Annotated in this window: 16 protein-coding genes; 14 read left to right on the top strand and 2 right to left on the bottom strand. The window is 53.6% G+C overall.

The features are described 5' to 3' along the window. The first annotated feature begins 242 nt into the window (after positions 1 to 242). The 5 genes from F822_RS07285 (at position 243) to F822_RS07265 (ending at position 7,634) form a co-directional block, all read left to right on the top strand. A complete protein-coding gene (locus tag F822_RS07285) occupies positions 243 to 1,190 on the top strand; it encodes a 2-hydroxy-3-oxopropionate reductase (protein ID WP_025041383.1) in 948 nt (315 codons plus the stop codon). Between the two features lie 17 nt (positions 1,191 to 1,207). Then, entirely contained in the window at positions 1,208 to 2,662 is a 1,455-nt protein-coding gene (locus F822_RS07280) for an FAD-linked oxidase C-terminal domain-containing protein (RefSeq protein WP_025041382.1), read from the top strand. 49 nt (positions 2,663 to 2,711) lie between these two features. Continuing rightward, positions 2,712 to 3,824 carry a glycolate oxidase subunit GlcE gene (gene glcE, locus F822_RS07275; protein ID WP_025041381.1) on the top strand — a complete coding sequence of 371 codons (1,113 nt, stop codon included), beginning with the start codon at positions 2,712 to 2,714 and terminating at the stop codon, positions 3,822 to 3,824. Continuing rightward, the gene (gene glcF / locus F822_RS07270; RefSeq protein ID WP_025041380.1) at positions 3,825 to 5,135 is read left to right on the top strand and encodes a glycolate oxidase subunit GlcF; all 1,311 of its coding nucleotides are present in this window, start codon (positions 3,825 to 3,827) and stop codon (positions 5,133 to 5,135) included. Between the two features lie 204 nt (positions 5,136 to 5,339). After that, positions 5,340 to 7,634, top strand: a complete 2,295-nt coding sequence (locus F822_RS07265) for a DNA translocase FtsK (RefSeq protein ID WP_025041379.1) — start codon at positions 5,340 to 5,342, stop codon at positions 7,632 to 7,634. 170 nt (positions 7,635 to 7,804) lie between these two features. Here the strand turns inward: F822_RS07265 and F822_RS07260 are convergent, their stop codons facing one another. Further along, complete coding sequence (locus F822_RS07260; RefSeq protein WP_053111338.1) at positions 7,805 to 8,614, bottom strand: methane monooxygenase/ammonia monooxygenase subunit C; 810 nt, start codon at positions 8,612 to 8,614, stop codon at positions 7,805 to 7,807. A 393-nt stretch (positions 8,615 to 9,007) separates the two neighbouring features. On the opposite strand from F822_RS07260, the gene lolA reads away from it, so the two are divergent. From lolA to F822_RS07240, 4 genes are read left to right on the top strand one after another with little or no spacing between them, the layout of a single operon-like run. After that, entirely contained in the window at positions 9,008 to 9,631 is a 624-nt protein-coding gene (lolA, locus tag F822_RS07255) for an outer membrane lipoprotein periplasmic chaperone LolA (protein WP_025042256.1), read from the top strand. Next, a complete protein-coding gene (locus F822_RS07250; protein ID WP_025042255.1) occupies positions 9,624 to 10,940 on the top strand; it encodes a replication-associated recombination protein A in 1,317 nt (438 codons plus the stop codon). Before lolA ends, F822_RS07250 begins: the two co-directional genes overlap by 8 nt. 38 nt (positions 10,941 to 10,978) lie before the next feature. Further along, a complete protein-coding gene (gene serS / locus F822_RS07245) occupies positions 10,979 to 12,337 on the top strand; it encodes a serine--tRNA ligase (RefSeq protein ID WP_025042254.1) in 1,359 nt (452 codons plus the stop codon). A gap of 35 nt (positions 12,338 to 12,372) precedes the next feature. Further along, the gene (locus F822_RS07240; RefSeq protein WP_025042253.1) at positions 12,373 to 13,083 is read left to right on the top strand and encodes a DUF6781 family protein; all 711 of its coding nucleotides are present in this window, start codon (positions 12,373 to 12,375) and stop codon (positions 13,081 to 13,083) included. A 278-nt stretch (positions 13,084 to 13,361) separates the two neighbouring features. On the opposite strand, the gene F822_RS07235 is transcribed toward F822_RS07240, so the two are convergent. Further along, positions 13,362 to 13,934: a redoxin domain-containing protein gene (locus tag F822_RS07235; protein WP_025042252.1), complete on the bottom strand. Its 573-nt coding sequence runs from the start codon at positions 13,932 to 13,934 to the stop codon at positions 13,362 to 13,364. Positions 13,935 to 15,152: 1,218 nt separating this feature from the next. On the opposite strand from F822_RS07235, the gene coxB reads away from it, so the two are divergent. The 5 genes from coxB to F822_RS07210 all read left to right on the top strand — a co-directional run bounded on the left by coxB (position 15,153) and on the right by F822_RS07210 (position 19,665). Continuing rightward, entirely contained in the window at positions 15,153 to 16,292 is a 1,140-nt protein-coding gene (gene coxB / locus F822_RS07230; RefSeq protein ID WP_082204614.1) for a cytochrome c oxidase subunit II, read from the top strand. 16 nt (positions 16,293 to 16,308) lie between these two features. Beyond that, positions 16,309 to 17,901, top strand: a complete 1,593-nt coding sequence (gene ctaD / locus F822_RS07225) for a cytochrome c oxidase subunit I (protein WP_025042262.1) — start codon at positions 16,309 to 16,311, stop codon at positions 17,899 to 17,901. Between the two features lie 119 nt (positions 17,902 to 18,020). After that, positions 18,021 to 18,578, top strand: coding sequence for a cytochrome c oxidase assembly protein (locus tag F822_RS07220; RefSeq protein WP_025042263.1), 558 nt, complete (start codon positions 18,021 to 18,023; stop codon positions 18,576 to 18,578). Continuing rightward, positions 18,575 to 18,781 (top strand): DUF2970 domain-containing protein, encoded by a 207-nt coding sequence (locus F822_RS07215; RefSeq protein WP_025042264.1) that lies wholly within the window; start codon positions 18,575 to 18,577, stop codon positions 18,779 to 18,781. Before F822_RS07220 ends, F822_RS07215 begins: the two co-directional genes overlap by 4 nt. 32 nt (positions 18,782 to 18,813) lie before the next feature. Then, positions 18,814 to 19,665: a cytochrome c oxidase subunit 3 gene (locus F822_RS07210; RefSeq protein WP_053111337.1), complete on the top strand. Its 852-nt coding sequence runs from the start codon at positions 18,814 to 18,816 to the stop codon at positions 19,663 to 19,665. The last annotated feature ends 14 nt before the right edge of the window (positions 19,666 to 19,679 follow it).

The following is a 19,679-nucleotide window of genomic DNA, read 5'->3' as shown; positions in this document are numbered from 1 at the left end:
CGAAGGAACCCCAACGTTTATTTCCAATAGTAAGAATGTTGGATGCACACCTACGCTAGCTAAAAAACATGAGCATGCGTTCGAAATACGCTCCCGTATTCGGCATCCGGATCGCAAGAAAGTTTACACTAGCGAAACTTCTCTGCCCGCGAAAAAATCCGCGAGTGACACCAGCGAGGCTGGCGAGCCTAAAAGTATAACTGAGATAACCGGCAGGACTTCAAGTGCTGATGAGCAAAAAAATGACAAGCATCGGTTTCATTGGCCTCGGCATCATGGGAAAGCCCATGGCCGGGCACCTTATCAATGGCGGCCACACATTGTTTCTGCATTCTCGCAGCGGCGTGCCGGATGAATTGCTCAAGCTGGGGGGCAAGGCCTGCTCTTCGCCCAGCGAAGTTGCCCAAAGCGCCGACATTGTCATCACCATGCTACCTGATACGCAGGATGTGGAACAGGTGCTGTTCGGCAAGAATGGCGTGGTCGAAGGGTTGCGCGAGCTGAGCGGCAGCAATCGCGAACACCCGATTGCACGCAAGATCGTGATGGACATGAGTTCCATCTCTCCCATCGAAACCAGAATATTTACCGCTGATATCAATAAGCTCGGTTGTGACTATGTGGATGCGCCCGTGTCCGGTGGCGATATAGGCGCAATGAATGCAACCCTTACCATTATGGTGGGCGCAACGGAACCGGTATTCGAGAAGATCAGGCCTGTTCTCGAATTACTGGGAAAAACAATCACGCTGATCGGTGAGAATGGCGCAGGTCAGGTCTGCAAGATTGCCAACCAGATCATCGCTGCGCTTACTATCGAGGCTGTCGGCGAGGGCCTGCTGTTTGCGTCCAAGGCCGGCGCCGATCCTGCCAGGGTGCGCCAGGCGCTGATGGGTGGGTTTGCTTCATCGCGCGTTCTGGAAGTTCATGGCGAGCGTATGATCAAGCGCGCGTTCGAGCCGGGATTCCGCATAGAGCTGCATCGGAAGGATTTGGATCTCGCACTCTCCAATGCACATGCGTTGGGCATCAGTTTGCCCAATACGGCCGCCGTTCAGCAAATGTTCAATGCATGCATCGCCCACGGCGGCGCAAAGTTGGATAGCGCAGCAATGATACAAATGCTGGAAAAATTGTCGAATCATGAAATTAACGATTCGATTCAGGATTCGCAAAAAGAATTAAATTAACCGAGTTTATAATTGAGATGAATGCGCTCGAGCTTGTTTCCAGGCTACGCACCTTTCTGCCACCGGATGCGGTGCTTCATGAGATCGAGGACCTGAGGCCGTACGAGTGCGACGGCTTGTCGGCTTACCGGCAAATGCCCTTGATCGTGGCATTGCCGCGAACCGAAAATGAAGTGATCGAAATTCTAGAGGTTTGCTATGTGGCAAAAATCCCGGTAGTGGCACGCGGGGCGGGAACCGGCCTGTCCGGGGGCGCGCTGCCCCATGCGGAAGGTGTGCTTCTGTCGCTCGCCAAGTTGAAACAAATACTTGAGCTCGACCCGGCAGCACGCACCGCGCGGGTGCAGCCAGGGGTGCGCAATCTCGCTATCAGCGAAGCGGCGGCACCGTATGGCTTATATTATGCACCCGATCCGTCGTCGCAGATTGCCTGCTCCATCGGCGGCAATGTGGCAGAAAATTCGGGAGGCGTACACTGCCTGAAATATGGGCTCACCGTGCATAACATTATTAAATTGCGCGTGATAACCATAGATGGCGAGATCCTTGAAATCGGCGCTGATGGGCTGGATGCGCCAGGTTACGACCTGCTCGCGCTCATGACGGGCAGCGAAGGCATGCTGGGCGTCGTGACTGAAGTTACCGTAAAACTCACGCCCAAGCCAGAAAAAGCCCAGGTGGTCCTTGCTGCATTTAATGACCTGCGTAGTGCCGGTGATGCCGTGGCGAACGTGATCGGCGCGGGTATTATTCCGGCCGGTATGGAGATGATGGATAAAATCACTACCCGCGCCGTGGAGGAGTACGTTCATGCAGGCTACAACCTTGATGCGGCCGCGATTCTGCTATGCGAAGCGGACGGTACGGCAGAGGAAGTGGCGGAAGAAATCCGGCATATTAATGAAATCATGGAAAGAAGCGGCGCGATCGAGATCAGGACATCGCGCGATGAGGCCGAGCGGCTTAAATTCTGGGCCGGACGCAAAGCCGCTTTCCCGGCAGCGGGCCGCATATCGCCGGATTACTACTGCATGGATGGAACCATTCCCCGCAAGAGTCTTGCAAACGTATTGTCTGGAATCGAAGCGCTCTCCGTCGAGTATGGCCTGCGTTGCATGAATGTCTTCCATGCCGGCGACGGCAACTTGCATCCGCTGATTCTTTATGACGCAAATCAGCCGGGAGAGCTTGAATTAACCGAGAAGTTTGGCGCAAGGATACTCCAGATGTGTATTCAGGCCGGGGGGACCATTACGGGCGAACACGGAGTCGGTATGGAAAAAATCGACCAGATGTGTTCTCAATTCAAGATCGGCGAACTGAAGATGTTTCATGCGGTAAAGGCGGCCTTTGATCCGGATGGACTGCTGAATCCCGGAAAAGCCGTGCCGACGCTACGCCGTTGCGCCGAGCATGGCGCCATGCATGTGCATCGGGGCGAAGAAAAATTCCCAGGACTGCCGAGGTTTTGAAAATTGATGAGGCGATTTTGCATAGTCTGAAGACTGGCAACGATTAGGCATGCAATATCTCATTGATCAATTTGCCGACACCATTCAAGCGGCCGGCAGCGCTGACGAGCCATTAATAATACGCAGCGGCGGTACCAAGGATTTCTATGGCGGTCGCGTTGCTCCCCTGGCCCTGGCCGCTCCTCTTCCTTCAGGGGGCGGCATTCTCGATGCCACCGCTTACGCCGGCATAGTCGATTACGAGCCTACCGAGCTGGTGGTCACCGCTCGCGCAGGGACGCGATTGTCCGATCTCGAAACCGAACTGGCCAGGCACGGTCAGATGCTGGCTTTCGAGCCACCCCATTTTGGCGCTGGCGCTACGCTCGGCGGTTGTGTTGCTACCGGCCTGTCCGGTCCGCGCCGAGCATCCGCCGGCGCGGTACGCGACTTTGTGCTGGGAGTGCGCATGCTGGATGGTAGAGGAGAGGATCTGCGTTTTGGCGGCCAGGTCATGAAAAATGTTGCCGGCTACGATGTTTCGCGTTTGATGACGGGTTCGATGGGCACGCTGGGTCTCTTGCTCGAGGTTTCCCTCAAAGTGCTGCCGCTACCGGCAATGGAGCTTACGCTGTGCTTACCGATGAACGAGACGGAAGCCATCGAAAAGATGAATTTTTGGGCAGGTAAACCGCTACCGGTTTCCGCAACCTGTTTCTGCGATGGTGTCCTTTTTTTGAGGCTATCCGGCGCAGCCCCTGCCGTGCGCGCCGCGCGTGCGATAATGGGTGGAGAGGAAATCGATGACGGCGCCGTTTTCTGGGAAACAGTGCGCGAACAGACCCACCCGTTTTTTCAGACAGGGAAGCCGCTCTGGCGCTTGTCCATAAAATCGACGACACCGCCACTATCGCTGCCCGGGAATCAATTGATCGAATGGGGTGGAGCGTTGCGCTGGCTGGTAACTGACTCGGCTGATGCGGATACCGAGGCAGTGCATCTCGCCATACGCACCGCTGCGAAGGTCGCGGGCGGTCATGCTACTTTATTTCGCAGCTACGGATCGTGCGCCCCCGTGTTTCATCCGCTCACCCCGGCTATGATGAATATCACTCGCCGCCTGAAAGAAAAATTCGACCCCATGCGTATACTGAATCCCGGCCGGATATACCCGGAAATATAAATGCAAACTCATCTCGCCGACTTCATCAAAGACTCTCCGGAAGGACAGGAAGCGGAGGCGATACTGCGGAATTGCGTTCATTGCGGCTTCTGTCTTGCCACCTGCCCGACTTATCAGTTGCTGGGCGACGAACTGGATAGCCCGCGTGGGCGTATCTATCTGATAAAACAGGTGCTGGAAGGCGCGCCGGTCACGCAAAAAACACAATTGCATCTCGACCGTTGTCTCACTTGCCGCGCCTGCGAGACGGTTTGTCCCTCCGGCGTGCAATATGGACGGCTGGTGGATATCGGCCGTGGCATTGTTGAAAAAAAGGTGGGACGAAGTTTCGCTGCAGCTACCGTGCGCTACGCATTGCGCCAGACGCTACCCAACCCAGGGGTGTTTGCTTCATTGCTGAAGCTGGGGCGATCTGCGCGCCCGTTACTGCCGGGTGTGCTTCGGGATTCAATACCGCATACAAAGAATTCTCAACTCGCGGGATCACAGTTTTCTCAGCCTCCTGTACAACATCAACGCAAAATGCTGGTGCTGGAAGGCTGCGTACAGCCGACGCTGGCGCCTAACATCAACGCCGCCGCCGCAAGAATATTGGACAAGCTCGGTATATCCCTCATCAAGGCGCCGAACGCAGGTTGCTGCGGCGCCGTGTCTTACCATCTCAATGCCCAACAGGAAGGACTGGATTACATGCGCCGCAATGTGGACGCCTGGTGGCCGTATGTCGGAATGCAAGATGACGGAGGAGGAGAAAGGGTGGTTGGAGTGGAAGCCATCGTCATGACCGCCAGTGGTTGCGGCGTAACCGTAAAGGAATACGGCCATTTATTGCGTCATGATCCCGCCTATGCGGAAAAGGCGGCACGGATTTCCGAGCTGACTAAAGATATCAGCGAAATCCTGGAAGCCGAGACCCAAGCACTCGTCTCACTCCTCGGCAGACCGCTGGCGCACAGGGGTGTGGCAAAAAAAACCCGGCTCGCCTTCCATTCCCCCTGTACTCTGCAACATGGAATGCAAATCCGGGGTGTTGCCGAGAAGATTCTGGTTGCCGCAGGTTTTGAGTTGACTTATGTGCCGGATGCGCATCTTTGTTGCGGATCGGCAGGCACCTACTCCATTTTGCAGCCCGAACTGTCGCAACAGCTACTGAAAAACAAGATAGCGGCGCTGGAATCGGGCCAGCCAATCCGGATTGCGACTGCCAACATAGGATGCCTCATGCACGTCCGGAGTAGTGGTACGTCGATGGCGGTCGATCACTGGATCGAAATACTGGATGAAAAACTCCAGGATAACGACATCCGATGAGTTGAATCGGCCGCGCAAGTAAAGGAATGACAGATCGAGTAAAATTCTTGAGCTTTGCACCGCTGGTAGCGATGCATATGTGATCGCCTTTCTTCATTTTCTTCCATACGATGCCAGGGCGGCGGCGACGCTGCTTTTTAGCCCTGATGTAACCCTATATAATCGGATTTCTTTCCGTATTCTTCTGTTAGCCCGAGACTATCCATGAGCTCTGTCAAGTCTATGGCGAAAAAATCAAGTCCCAATCCTTTGCCGCCGAGGGTTGTCAGGCTGCTACGCGAATCCGCGGGGCTCGCATTGCTCGGCGTGGCGCTTTACCTGGTACTGATATTCCATGGATATGAGCGTGCCGATCCCGGGTGGTCCCACAGTGGCGCGGCGACCGTGCAAAATCCCGGCGGGACGGCGGGGGCTTGGCTGGCGGACTTGTTGCTATATCTATTCGGCGTTTCAGCCTGGTGGTGGGTATTATTTTGTGCTTTTCTCGTAACGTGGTCTTATCATCGTATCGATGGGGGCATATTCGATCGTCGCCCATTGTTTGTTTCGGCTGTTGGTTTTCTTGTTTTGCTATTCGCCAGCAGTGGACTTGAAGCATTGCGCTTTTATACGCTCCAAATAACGTTGCCCCAGACGCCGGGCGGTGTGCTGGGCCTGATAATCAGCAAGAACCTGTCGCGGATGCTGGGCTTTACCGGCACGACGCTGGCACTGGTGACATTGATCGCGATCGGCTTCAGCTTGTTTACCGGCCTGTCGTGGCTGCGTTTCGTCGAGAAGCTGGGCGCGGTGATAGAGGGAAGCTGCCTGATCGTCAGGCGCCGCTGGGAAGACTGGCAGGATCGCCGCGCCGGCTTGGCCTCGGCAATCAAGCGGGACGAATTGGTCGAGGTCGGGAAAAAACGTTTCCAGGAAAATCCGCCTTTACATATCGAGCAGCCTGCCACCATGATTCCGAAGTCGCCGCGGGTGATCAAGGAAAAACAGACGCCGCTATTCGTCGATTTACCCGATTCGCCTTTGCCGCCGTTGCGCCTGCTGGACGAGCCGGCGAAAAAGGATGTGGAAATCCTGTCGACCGACACGCTCGAATTTACTTCGCGCCTGATCGAGCGGAAGCTGATCGATTTTGGCGTGGAGGTCAAGGTGGTGGCCGCTTATCCCGGTCCCGTCATTACCCGGTACGAGATCGAGCCCGCTGTGGGCGTAAAGGGCAACCAGATTCTCAATCTGGTGAAAGATCTGGCGCGTTCGTTGTCGGTTGTGAGCATACGCGTGGTGGAAACCATTCCGGGAAAGACCAGCATGGGTCTGGAGATTCCTAACCCCAAGCGGCAGGTGGTGCGGCTATCGGAAATTCTCAGTTCGCAAGCTTATGCCGAGATGGCGTCGCCGCTGACCATGGCGTTAGGCAAGGACATCGGCGGCCATCCGGTAGTAGCAGACCTGGCCAGAATGCCCCATGTGCTGGTTGCGGGAACGACCGGATCAGGCAAATCGGTGGCAATCAACGCCATGATACTGAGCCTTATCTATAAGGCTACGCCTGAGCAGGTGCGCCTGATTCTGGTAGATCCAAAAATGCTCGAGTTGTCGGTTTATGAAGGCATTCCGCATCTGCTGGCGCCCGTGGTGACGGATATGCGCCAGGCGGCGAGCGCGCTGCGGTGGGGGGTAGCGGAAATGGAGCGGCGCTACAAGCTGATGTCTGCACTGGGTGTGCGTAACCTCGGTGGGTATAACCAGAAAGTTCGGGAAGCAATCAAGAGCGAACAACCGCTAACCAATCCATTCAGCTTGACGCCGGACGCACCAGAGCCGCTGGAAGAGATGCCATTGATCGTAGTGGTAATAGATGAATTGGCGGATTTGATGATGGTGGTGGGCAAAAAAGTCGAGGAACTGATTGCTCGGCTGGCGCAGAAAGCACGTGCCGCTGGCGTGCATTTGCTGCTCGCCACGCAGCGGCCTTCGGTCGATGTGATTACCGGCCTTATCAAAGCCAACATCCCGACCCGTGTGGCGTTTCAGGTATCCAGCAAGGTGGATTCGCGTACCATTCTGGATCAGATGGGGGCGGAGGCGCTGCTTGGGCAGGGCGACATGCTTTATCTGCCTCCCGGTAGCGGTTATCCACAACGGGTGCATGGCGCTTTTGTCGCCGATCAGGAAGTACACAGGGTGGTGGAATACCTGAAGGCGCATGGTGCGCCGCGTTATGTGGACGGCGTGCTTAATTCTATCGAAGATGAGGGCGGCGCGGGCGAAAGCGCTGGCATAGCAGGTCAGGAAGGCGGCGAAGCCGATCCGCTTTACGACGACGCGGTTGCGATGGTGCTCAAGTCGCGCCGCGCTTCGATCTCGCTGGTACAGCGGCACTTGCGTATCGGCTATAACCGTGCTGCGCGGCTGATTGAAGAAATGGAACGCGCAGGCTTGGTTTCAGCCATGCAAACCAACGGTAATCGGGAGGTATTGGTCCCGGCGCGCAACGACTAGTCGATGTGAAAGACGACATCACGACGAATTGCAAGAATACTGGTCTGCTACTTTTGTTTTCGTACCTTAAAAAGGACGAAGTTGTTGCATAAATTAAGACCGCCCCGCTCCCCCTGATTCCTTGGGGAGTGGGGCGGTCCGAGCATGGTTCAGGTTAACTGCCCAGCCGATTACGGTACGATCCGGTTGTTGAGGATGACTTTGCTTTGGCCATTCCAGACGACGTCGGTCAGGTTGGAGTAGCGGGTGATGATCTGTGCTGCAATCCCGCCTGCAAACAGTCCCGACCAGCCCAGGATGACGAAGCCCCAGTGCAGCGGTGCGCTGAAGAGTTCTTCCATGAACCAGAAGGCATGACCCCATTCGTTCAAGCCTACGTTCGGCAGGATCATGAGCGGTCCGGCAATGGCCATGACGAGCGGGAACGAGGTGCCACGGGAGTACAGCGGCAGGCGGGTCATGGCGTACAGGTAGCTTGCCACGCCGCAGACGATGTACATGGGGAAGGAGCCATAAAACACGACGACGTGGCTGGGGGTGAAGCTGGTGTCGCGGATGATGACCTGGTGCCAGGAGGCGTCCTGCTCGGTGAAGAAGCTGCCGCCCCAGTATACGCCAAAGAGGTAGACGCCCAGCCACATCATCCAGTAGAAGTAACGCTTGACTTCCAGTTTGGGGTCAAGGTTGTCAAGATTGGTGTCGCGGGTCTTCCAGATCCAACCCCAGGTGATGAGGGCAAAGATCGGCATGACGATCATGTGGACGCGCCACAGTCCCATCCATACTTTTTCAAACTCGGGTTCCATGGAGTCCATGCCGTGCGAGTAGGCGTAGGTCCGCTGGTACCAGACCCAGAATATCGCTACCAGCAGCATGGTGATGAGCCCGAATTTGTACCACCTTGAGTCATACCACTCCGACATGTCGTAGTCGCGCCCACTTGTCTTGGCGTGGCCCGACGTTCCTAGTGTTGTTGCCATGTTGTTTCCTCCTGTTGCCAATAGTTGAGAGAATAACGACCAACATTAAGTTGACGGGGAACTATTCTCCGCCAGCAAAAATTAGACTTTGTTGTTATAGGACGGTTCCAACATTTTTATGCCGGATTTTCAGCCTGGTCCATATATACAATATCTCCCGGAATACGATATTTTCCGGGAAAATGCTAATCACGGCTTACTCCCCGTGCTTTCGACATAATGCGAGACATTTTTGGCGGGGCAAACAGAAGCCGGTAAAATCGCAGGCGAAACCAGATCAAACCAGCTTGCGATCAGGAAATAGGAAAATGGTATTCTCAGGTAAACCGGGCTTATTCCACACGGGCGAAAGCACTTCTTTATAATACTTCCCTTGATGACTTAAGGAATACCATGAAGCTACCGGAACGATGCTGGGTTTTTTTGCTGTTCTTTTTGTTTATCTCTACCGCCGAGGCAAGTGCGATAAACAGTCTCAAGAATTTCATTCAGAATACCCGTACTGTTAGATCGGTGTTTTCACAGACTGTTCTCGATAGAAGTGGACGCGCGGTACAAAAAGGTGGCGGTACGATGCAATTCGAGCGTCCGGGCAAGTTTCGATGGATTTACGAGAAACCGTACGAGCAGCTTATTGTGGGCGATGGTTCCCGCATATGGTTTTATGATCGCGATCTTAATCAGGTAACCGTGCGCAAGCTTGATGTCGCTATCGGCAGCACCCCTGCGGCGTTGCTTGCAGGGAACAGTGACATTGAAAATAATTTCGATCTAACGGAAATCGGCTTGCAGGGAGACACAGAGTGGCTGGAAGCCAAACCTAAGGCCAAGGAAAGCACGTTTGAATGGGTGCGTCTGGGATTCGCACCAGAGGGCGCCCTGAAGAGCATGGAGCTGCATGATAATTTCGGCCAGACTACGGTGCTTACCTTTAGCCGAGTAGAACAAAACCCCAGGCTTGCGCCGGAATTGTTTAAATTCACCCCACCGGAAGGTGCGGACGTGATCAGTGACTGACTTGTTCGGGCAACGTGAAGCTGCCGCGCCGCTCGCCGAGCAGTTGCGTCCTCATGAGCTGAAGGATGTTGTTGGGCAGTCTCATTTGCTCGGTCCGGGCAAGCCGCTACGTCTTGCGTTTGAATCCGGCAAGCCGCATTCGATGATACTGTGGGGGCCGCCCGGCACCGGCAAAACGACGCTGGCGCGGCTGATGGCGAGGGCGTTTGATGCTGAATTCATCGCTTTGTCGGCGGTGTTATCGGGGGTCAAGGATATCAGGGAAGCGATTGAACGCGCACAGGCCGTATTGCAGCAATCCGGACGTCACACGATCCTGTTTGTGGATGAAGTGCATCGCTTCAACAAATCGCAACAGGACGCGTTTCTACCCTATGTCGAACAGGGGTTGGTGACATTCATCGGAGCCACCACCGAGAATCCTTCGTTTGAGGTTAACAGCGCATTATTGTCCCGGGCACAGGTTTATGTTCTCACTGCCTTATCCGAAGATGAGCTTGCTACTGTGTTCAAGCGAGCGGAATATCTCGCATTGCAGGGATTGAATTTTTCCGATGACGCCAGACGCTTATTGATCGAATATTCGGACGGTGACGCGCGGCGCCTGCTCAACTTTCTCGAGCAGATAAAAACCGCGGCAGCGACCGAGGGAATTGCGGAAATAGAAGCGGAGTATGTGCATAATGCGCTTTCCCGCGCCAAGCGCCGCTTTGATAAAGGCGGAGATGAGTATTTCGACCAGATTTCGGCGCTTCATAAATCGCTGCGTGGTTCCAACCCGGACGCGACGCTCTACTGGATGTGCCGGATGCTGGACGGAGGCGCCGATCCACGCTACATAGCGCGGCGCTTGATTCGAGCATCCGTGGAGGACATCGGCCTGGCCGATCCGCGTGCATTACGGGTAGCGCTCGATGCCTCGGAGACTTATGAACGCCTGGGCAGTCCCGAGGGGGAATTGGCGCTGGCGCAAGCGGCGCTTTATCTCGCTTGTGCGCCCAAGAGCAACGCCGCTTACCTTGCGTATAATAAAACCCGATCTTTTATCGGCGGCGACAAGTCACGCCGCGTACCTGAGCATTTGCGCAACGCACCTACCCGCCTGATGAAGGATATGGGCTTCGGACGAGACTACCGCTATGCTCATGACGATCCCGAAGCCTACGCCGCTGGGGAAAATTATCTCCCGGAAGGCATGCCGGAGATTAAATTTTACGAACCGGCCGCGCGGGGATTCGAAAGTAAGATATCCGAAAGGCTGACGTACCTGCGCGAACTGGACAAACAGGCAAAGAAAAAGCCTGGATAAGAGCTGTTATTGTCCGGCACACGTTTTTTGGAGTTAGGATGTTAGACATTCAATTGTTACGTACCGATCTGGCTCATGTGGCCAGGGTTCTTGCCACCCGTAATTATGCTTTTCCCACTACGGAATTCAGTGCCCTGGAGGCAGAACGGAAGAATCTGCAGACCTATACGGAGGAGCTTCAGGCGCGGCGAAATGCTGCCTCCAGACAGATCGGTAACGCCAAAAGCAGAGGAGAGGACGTCTCGGGTATCCTTGCTGAGGTGGCTAATCTTGGCGACGAACTAAGGCAGGCGGAAGCTCAGCTACAAAAAACTCAAACCGCGTTGCAGCAACTATTGTTGCAAATCCCCAATCTGCCCCATAGCAGCGTGCCGGAGGGCATTAATGAAGCCGATAATCGTGAGATACGCCGTTGGGGAACCCCGCGCATATTCGATTTTATGGTGAGAGATCACGTGAGCATAGGCGAGGGTCTGGGATTGCTGGATTTTCCGACCGCCACCAAGCTCAGCGGCGCACGTTTCAGCTTGATGACAGGCGCGCTCGCACGGCTTCACCGCGCTCTTGCGCAATTCATGCTGGACACGCATACGCAGGAGCACGGCTATACCGAGACATATGTTCCCTATCTGGTCAATGCGGAAAGCTTGCGGGGCACCGGGCAGTTGCCGAAGTTCAAGGAGGACCTGTTCGAGATTCCTCGAAAAAAGACGGGTTCAGTTGAAGTTCTTTCGGGGCAAGAGAATTATCAAGACGCGTTCACGGGTAATTCGCCCTATCAGCCCGAAGGGGATGATCTGTATCTGATCCCCACCGCCGAAGTTCCACTCTCCAATATGGTGCGCGATCGAATCGTTGCTCTTGAATCGCTCCCCATCAAGCTCACAGCGCATACACCATGTTTCCGATCCGAAGCGGGAAGCTATGGCAGGGATACCCGTGGCATGATCCGGCAACATCAGTTCGAGAAGGTAGAGTTGGTGCAGATTGTGCATCCACAACATTCCTACGAAGCACTGGAGGAGTTGACCACTCATGCGGAAACGATTCTTCAGAAACTGGAATTGCCTTATCGCGTAATGACCTTGTGCACGGCGGATATGGGTTTCTCGGCGGCTAAAACATACGATATCGAAGTCTGGTTGCCGGAGCAGAATGTCTTTCGCGAAATTTCTTCATGCAGTAATTGCGAGGCATTCCAGGCGCGGCGCATGCAGGCGCGCTTTCGCAACGAAAAAGGTAAACCGGAATTATTGCATACCGTTAACGGCTCGGGGTTGGCGGTGGGACGGACGCTGGTGGCGATTCTGGAAAATTTTCAAAATTCCGATGGCAGCGTATCCATTCCGGAAATTCTGCAACCTTATATGGGCGGTCTTGTTCGGCTTACAGCGTAGATCACTATTTTTTCATCACTTAGGGAGTTTTTATCATGCAAAACGTAACCGGCGGTGAAGCTTCTCCTGACACAATTTCGGACACATCCGCGCTCGAGGCCAAAGTGCGCAACAGCATTGCGCATGGAAACAACGTCCGTGAAGAAGTTCGGGATTTCACGGTGAAAGCCTTGAGTACGCAGGACCAGGATCAGAAATCGCTACGGAAAGTCGTGACGGCGGTGATGAAAGGAGTGAGTGAAGGCGCGCAGCAAAAATTGCAACAAGCACCTGCGCAGACGCAAGCAATACTGGAGCCCATACGCGATGCGGTCGCCGGATTGGATGCCGCGCTCGCGCAGTTTGCCGAAGCTTCAAAACTGGCTTTGGAGGAGGCTGCAGGCCGGGCGCAAAAATTTTCAAATGAAGAGCTTACCCGCGCCCGCACCGAACTGGAAAGTGTTGAGACACTTTTTCTGGACGTCGTACAGGCATCCGCTTCCGCCGCTCAGGAACTGGTGAAGGAAACCCTGGGGGATTTGATTGGCCACGCCAAACGCAACGGAACCGCGGTTGGTTCTCAGGTGAAGGACACCCTCGTGGTTTTTAATCAGCAGATGGCCTCGGTCGGACAGAACCAGCTAGAGGCGGGCATCAAGCTGACTCATGCCATCACCAATCTGATGCGTGAAGCAACTGCCGAGGTACTTACTGGGATTGCAAAGCGCGTTAAGCCGGACGATATACCCAAGACAGATCAAGGTTAACTGACTTTTCTAAATGAGCGGCTCCGGAAAAACTCCACCGGCTGATCATTGGAATGACACCATAGACCCCAGCTAGCCCGGATGTTTCATAAATTGACGCGCGCCCTTGCTGGTCTTTTGTTTCGTATGAAAATTTCGTTCAGTCGGGCGTATGAATAACTACGCCACTCTTTCACAAAATCTCCCTACGAAACAAAATCCTGCGCAATCATCACGCAAATTTATGAAACATCCGGGCTAAAAGGACAAGTCCTGCAATAACCTATTCAATCTGCAAATCAGACGCTGCAGCCATCCGCGTCGCAGGCGCTACTTCCACTACTTGCGGGGATAGCTTCAACCGCGCCGGAAGATTCATCAATTTCTTCGGAAAGCAGCGTACCGATCGAGAATCCAATCGTAAGGTCGCTCACATGTCCGAATTTATGCAGACGGATGTGTCCGGTTCTATCGATCAGAACCAGGGATGGCGTGCCCTGCATCCGATAAGCATGCATGGTCAATGGAATGCCTTTTGGTTCGCCGTCATACTTGTCGATACCGATCGGAAATCGAAGCCGATACTCATGTATAAATACTTCGAGGGCGTTGGGGCCCATCACGGCGTGATGTTCGAATACCGTGTGCAACCCGATCACTGCTACGCGATCAGGATCGAATTCCTGATATATTCTCTGCGCCTGCGGAATACCTACCTGCACGCAACCGGGACAGAAAATCTGAAAAGTATGCAATACAACCACTTTCCCCCGCAGTGAGGCGAGCGTAATCGGTCGGGGCGTATTGAACCATCCTGATGTTTGTAGCTCCGGAGCCATGCTTGCCGTAGCGGCGTTACTGGTTTCCGCCATTCTCATACCCTCTGGAAAATCTCATCAAATAGAACCGCTGAATAATTAAAACAAAATTGTGCCGCCGCGAAATCTCAAGCCTTATTATAACGAACCCAGTTTGCCGGGGTCGATGTAAGTATCAGGAGACTCCGGAATGCGGCCGTTATTCATGCCTTCGAAGCACCTTCACGCTTCTTTTTGCCGCTGTAATAATAGGCGGAAGCCGTCTGACTCGTCAAGCAAGCACGATTTTTCTTCATCGGATGGCCACGGTGTCATGAATATGGTGTTTCAACCTGGGCGGGCGAAGCCGCATCTTCACCGATATCCTTTCCACCGCTATCCCGTGATAGCTTCAGGGCGAGCTCATTTATTTCATTTTTGCCATACAAAGCCCTTCTAATCATGCAGGTGACGATAGAGATTCAACAATGACAAGCTCAATGGTAAACTGCGCCGTACGGAGCGGGGCCGCGCTATGCCAAAAGGATAAATTGGCGCCTGAATACTCGTATTACCATAATTCAAATAGGGTAAAATTACCACAATTAAAAGAGGGGGAAATACCGTTTTTTAGAATAGGGGCATTATTAATTTTGCTTAACGGGATAAAGTTTCTTTCTTGTACGCTCCATTTTGCTGTGGTAGAATTTTTCCGTTTCAGTAGTGGCGATTCGGATAATAGTTGAAACAGATGTTGTGAAATTCTGAAGAAATTTGATCGGCGCCAACAGAAAATCGGAATAATTTCAGCCTGAAAACCGCATTAAATATGGGTTAAGGCAACTTCGGCAATTTATGTACTATGCTTAATACGATAAGCATAGTACATAAAATTTTCATGATATAAACGTAACCCAGTTTGATGAGCTTTCGTTCGTTTCCTGTTTTGATGATCCGGTATTGAGTATTAATCAGGAAATTAATTGTTTAGATTTTATTAATGACTGCGCATAACAAATTTTTGTTTTCAGTTGAAACTTTGAACTTATGGGCATGCCATTATTCTTAATGTTTAAAATCGGCATAAGGCCGTAGAATAACACAATTACCGACATTCGCAACATGGCTATTAGGCAGAAAACATCCGGTAATCAGGATGCTTTTTCCCGGCTATCAGGTAGGCGCCGAGCTAAACAAAAATGATCTGGAAGCCAGTCCGTGGGACCAGTCAAGGGTCGTAAAATTTTGGAATTATTGGCTCGTACTGTATTCAGCAATCAAGTGGGGGGAGATATGAGTAGCAAAGCAGCAGCAACCATAGTTGGGATTGTGGCGACCGCATTGTATTCCGGGCTGGGAATGGCGGCAGCGGCGGATCCTTACCAGTTAAACTTGCCCGAGCCGCAAACGCCGATAGCCCAGCAGATATATGATCTTCACACGCTGGTTTTATGGATATGCCTGGTGATATTCGTGGGCGTGTTCGGGGTCATGTTGTATTCCATACTCAAGCACCGCAAATCCTTGAACTACCCGGCGGCCAACTTCCATCACAGCACCACGGTCGAGATCATCTGGACCGGCATCCCGTTTCTCATCCTGGTTGGCATGGCCTATCCATCCACCAAGACCATCATCGACATGAAGGACACCTCCAGCTCCGAGATCACCATCAAGAGCACCGGTTACCAATGGAAATGGGGCTACGACTACCTGACGGGCGAAGGAGAAGGCATCAGTTTCCTGAGCAGCCTGTCCACCCCCCGCGACCAGATCGAGAACACCGCGCCCAAGGGTGAGAACTACCTGCTGGAAGTGGACAACCCGCTGGTTGTGCCCACCGGCAAGAAGATACGCGTACTGCTCACCGCCAACGACGTACTGCACGCCTGGTGGGTACCCGCCCTGGGCGTAAAGCAGGACGCCATCCCCGGCTTCATACGCGACGTCTGGTTCACCATTGAAAAGCCTGGCACCTATCGCGGCCAATGCGCCGAACTCTGCGGCAAGGAGCACGGCTTCATGCCGATCGTAGTCCAAGCGGTGGAGCCGGAGAAATATGCCCAGTGGGTGGCTGAACAGAAAAGCAAGACCGCTGCGGCGACCGAGGACGTGAACAAAGTATTTACGGCGGACGAACTGAAAGCCGAAGGCGAGAAAGTCTATGCCGCCAACTGTGTTGCCTGCCATCAGGCCAATGGCCAGGGCATACCCGGGACCTTTGCCGCGCTGGACGGCTCGAAGATCGCCAACGGTCCCAAGGCCGACCATGTCGATATTGTCATGAATGGCAAGACCGGCACGGCAATGGCTGCATTCAAGCACCTGTCGGATGTACAAATCGCGGCGGTGGTCACCTACGAACGTAATGCCTGGGGGAATACCGCAGGAGACGTGGTGCAGCCATCGGAAATCAACCAGTTCAGAAAATAGCATCAAGGAGGACACCATGGCAGCAATACCAGATCACGACGTTCCGCACGACGCACACGACGCTCACGATCATCATCCCAGCGGCATGATGCGCTGGTTGATGACCACTAACCACAAGGACATCGGTACGATGTATCTGTGGTTCAGTTTTCTGATGTTCCTGACCGGGGGCGTGATGGCGCTGACTATCCGCGCCGAGTTGTTCCAGCCCGGCATACAGATCGTCAATCCGGAGTTCTTTAACCAGTTGACGACCATGCACGGCCTGATAATGATATTCGGGGCCATCATGCCGGCGTTCGTCGGCTTTGCCAATTGGCAGGTGCCGATGATGATCGGGGCGCCCGACATGGCTTTTGCGCGCATGAACAACTGGAGTTTCTGGCTATTGCCCCCGGCCGCTTTGCTGCTGCTGACCTCGTTCTTCGTGCCGGGCGGCGCACCTGCCGGTGGCTGGACGATTTATCCGCCGCTGTCGGTACAGATGGGCATGGGCATGGACATGGCGATTTTCGCCATCCATATCATGGGTGCTTCGTCCATCATGGGTTCAATCAACATCATTACGACCATTCTCAACATGCGGGCGCCGGGCATGACTTTGATGAAAATGCCGATGTTCGTATGGACCTGGCTCATCACCGCCTATCTTCTGGTTCTGGTGATGCCGGTGCTGGCGGGAGCGGTTACCATGCTGCTGACGGACCGCAACTTCGGCACCAACTTCTTCAATGCAGCCGGCGGCGGTGATCCGGTGATGTTCCAGCATATCTTCTGGTTCTTCGGTCACCCCGAAGTCTACATCATGATATTGCCGGCATTCGGCATCGTCTCGGAAATTATCCCGGCCTTTGCGCGCAAGCCATTGTTCGGCTATTCCTCGATGGTGTATGCCACCGCCTCGATCGCCATTCTGTCCTGCATCGTTTGGGCCCACCACATGTTCACTGCCGGCATGCCGGTGACCGGACAGCTGTTTTTCATGTACGCCACCATGCTGATCGCAGTGCCGACCGGCGTGAAAGTGTTCAACTGGACCGCCACCATGTGGCGTGGTTCCATGACCTTCGAAACACCCATGCTTTTCGCCATTGGCTTCGTTTTTCTGTTCACTCTTGGTGGATTCAGCGGAGTCGTTTGCGCGATAGTGCCGATCGATGTTCAGGTACAGGATACCTACTATGTGATTGCACACTTCCACTATGTGTTGGTATCGGGTGCGCTGTTCGGAATATTCGGCGGAGCCTATTACTGGCTGCCGAAATGGACCGGGCATATGTACGACGAGACGCTGGGTAAATGGCATTTCTGGTTATCCATGGTCTTTTTCAACCTGACCTTCTTTGTGCAGCATTTCCTGGGACTGGCGGGCATGCCGCGTCGTATTCCCGACTACGCACTCCAATTCGCCGATTTCAACATGATTTCCAGCATAGGCGCATTTGGTTTCGGCCTTAGCCAGTTACTGTTCCTTTACGTAGTGCTGAAGTGCATCCGCGGGGGTGCAAAAGCACCGGCAAAACCTTGGGAAGGTGCGACCTCACTGGAGTGGACATTGCCGTCCCCTGCGCCATACCATAGCTTTGTAACGCCGCCGGTCATCAAGTAGGAACAGGAGCGGAACGTGACGCAAAATGCAGAGAGAAGGCGCGGAGCAATTAGAACAGCGCTGTTTCTGCTGGCAATCGCCGTAGCTATTTTTGTAACAGTTATCGTAAAAAACTGGAAATGAGCGTAATCCAAGCAAATACCGTAATAATGAAGAAGCTACTGATTTTTTCAGTGGTCATGTTCGTTTTCGGCTTCGCGTTGGTTCCGTTTTACGAGAAGATTTGCGATGTGACGGGACTCAATAATCTTTTGCAGGCGGATACGCTTACCGAGAACTCGCAAGTAGATACCGCCCGTTGGGTAACGGTCGAATTAGACGCCAATACGCGCGGGCTGCCTTGGCAGTTCAAATCCCTGCAATCCAGTCTGCGTGTACATCCCGGCGAATTGGTGGAGGTAATGTACGAAGTTACAAATAACTCCAATCGGGAAATCAGCGGTCAGGCGATACCCAGCTACAGTCCGATGCTGCTGGTCAAACATCTGAAGAAACTTGAGTGCTTTTGTTTCAGCAAACAGGTAATGAAGCCCAATGAGACACGGCAGATGCCGGTTCAATTCATGATAGAACCCGGGCTTCCAACAGATGTGAATACCGTTACTATTTCGTACACCTTTTTTGAAATTGGAGTCGACCAGGCTGCGAATACGAAAAGCGAAGTCGATAAAGGTTGAAGGACGACAGCACAAAACCGAAAAAGGCGACTTTTTTGCAGGTTGCAAAGGCAGTATCCTGGGCTTTCTTCGGTGTTCGCAAGAAAAGCGATCTCGAAATGGATGCAAGTTCGTTGACTCCGGCGCAGGTGGTAATCGGGGGAATTATTGGTGCCGCGGTGTTTGTATTAGCCTTGGTGTTGCTAGTTAAGTTGGTGACATAGAAAATTAATCAATTACAAGCAGGAGAAAGAGCATGAGCCAGGAAGGAAGCAATTATTACGTTCCAGCGCCATCGACCTGGCCTATGACCGGGTCGATAGCATTGTTTTTCATGGGGTTTGGCGCGGCGTTCTCGGTCAATAAGATGCCAGTGGGCTACGCGATGCTGACATTGGGCTTTGCCATACTCTTCTACATGCTGTTCGGCTGGTTTCGCACCGTGGCGCGGGAAAGCGAGAGCGGCAAGTTCAATAAGCAGGTGGATGCGTCTTTCCGCTGGGGGATGAGCTGGTTCATTCTTTCCGAAGTCATGTTTTTTGGCGCCTTCTTTGGCGCGTTGTACTACATGCGGGCGCATTCCATTCCCGACCTGGGCGATCTCGAACATAAAATACTGTGGCCGAATTTCACGGCGGATTGGCCGACAGCCGGTCCCGGCATCACCGAGAAATTCCTCCCCATGGGCCCGTGGGGCCTGCCGGCAATCAATACCGTCCTGCTGTTGACCTCGGGGGTGACGGTCACTTGGGCGCACTGGGCGCTCAAGCTGAATAAGCGCGGCCAGCTCAAACTGGGATTGTTCCTCACCTTTGCCCTGGGGTTTCTCTTTGTCGGCCTGCAGGCTTATGAATACGGCCATGCCTACTCCGACCTCAACCTCAAGATGACGAGCGGCGCCTATGGCGCAACCTTTTTCATGCTGACGGGTTTCCACGGCTTCCACGTGACGCTGGGTTCCATTATGCTGTTCGTCATCTATTGCCGCGTACTGTCGGGTCATTTCACGCCGGAGAATCATTTCGGCTTTGAAGGTGTTGCCTGGTACTGGCACTTTGTGGACGTGGTCTGGCTGGGCCTGTTCATATTCGTCTACTGGCTTGTATAAGCAGGTAAATCGTA

The sequence above is a fragment of the Nitrosospira briensis C-128 genome, assembly GCF_000619905.2.
Taxonomy (GTDB): domain Bacteria; phylum Pseudomonadota; class Gammaproteobacteria; order Burkholderiales; family Nitrosomonadaceae; genus Nitrosospira; species Nitrosospira briensis.
The sequence above is the reverse complement of the archived record's forward strand: the minus strand, read 5'-3'. Positions and strand labels throughout refer to the sequence as shown.

What these genes read in the sequence shown, in the direction of transcription:
- F822_RS07285 (WP_025041383.1), top strand. Translation starts at nt 243, where the DNA reads ATGACAAGCATCGGTTTCATTGGCCTCGGCATCATGGGAAAGCCCATG.
- serS (WP_025042254.1), top strand. Translation starts at nt 10,979, where the DNA reads ATGTTAGACATTCAATTGTTACGTACCGATCTGGCTCATGTGGCCAGG.
- F822_RS07235 (WP_025042252.1), bottom strand. Translation starts at nt 13,934, where the DNA reads ATGGCGGAAACCAGTAACGCCGCTACGGCAAGCATGGCTCCGGAGCTA.
- lolA (WP_025042256.1), top strand. Translation starts at nt 9,008, where the DNA reads ATGAAGCTACCGGAACGATGCTGGGTTTTTTTGCTGTTCTTTTTGTTT.
- F822_RS07220 (WP_025042263.1), top strand. Translation starts at nt 18,021, where the DNA reads ATGAGCGTAATCCAAGCAAATACCGTAATAATGAAGAAGCTACTGATT.
- F822_RS07210 (WP_053111337.1), top strand. Translation starts at nt 18,814, where the DNA reads ATGAGCCAGGAAGGAAGCAATTATTACGTTCCAGCGCCATCGACCTGG.
- coxB (WP_082204614.1), top strand. Translation starts at nt 15,153, where the DNA reads ATGAGTAGCAAAGCAGCAGCAACCATAGTTGGGATTGTGGCGACCGCA.
- F822_RS07280 (WP_025041382.1), top strand. Translation starts at nt 1,208, where the DNA reads ATGAATGCGCTCGAGCTTGTTTCCAGGCTACGCACCTTTCTGCCACCG.
- F822_RS07260 (WP_053111338.1), bottom strand. Translation starts at nt 8,614, where the DNA reads ATGGCAACAACACTAGGAACGTCGGGCCACGCCAAGACAAGTGGGCGC.
- F822_RS07265 (WP_025041379.1), top strand. Translation starts at nt 5,340, where the DNA reads ATGAGCTCTGTCAAGTCTATGGCGAAAAAATCAAGTCCCAATCCTTTG.
- F822_RS07240 (WP_025042253.1), top strand. Translation starts at nt 12,373, where the DNA reads ATGCAAAACGTAACCGGCGGTGAAGCTTCTCCTGACACAATTTCGGAC.
- glcF (WP_025041380.1), top strand. Translation starts at nt 3,825, where the DNA reads ATGCAAACTCATCTCGCCGACTTCATCAAAGACTCTCCGGAAGGACAG.
- ctaD (WP_025042262.1), top strand. Translation starts at nt 16,309, where the DNA reads ATGGCAGCAATACCAGATCACGACGTTCCGCACGACGCACACGACGCT.
- glcE (WP_025041381.1), top strand. Translation starts at nt 2,712, where the DNA reads ATGCAATATCTCATTGATCAATTTGCCGACACCATTCAAGCGGCCGGC.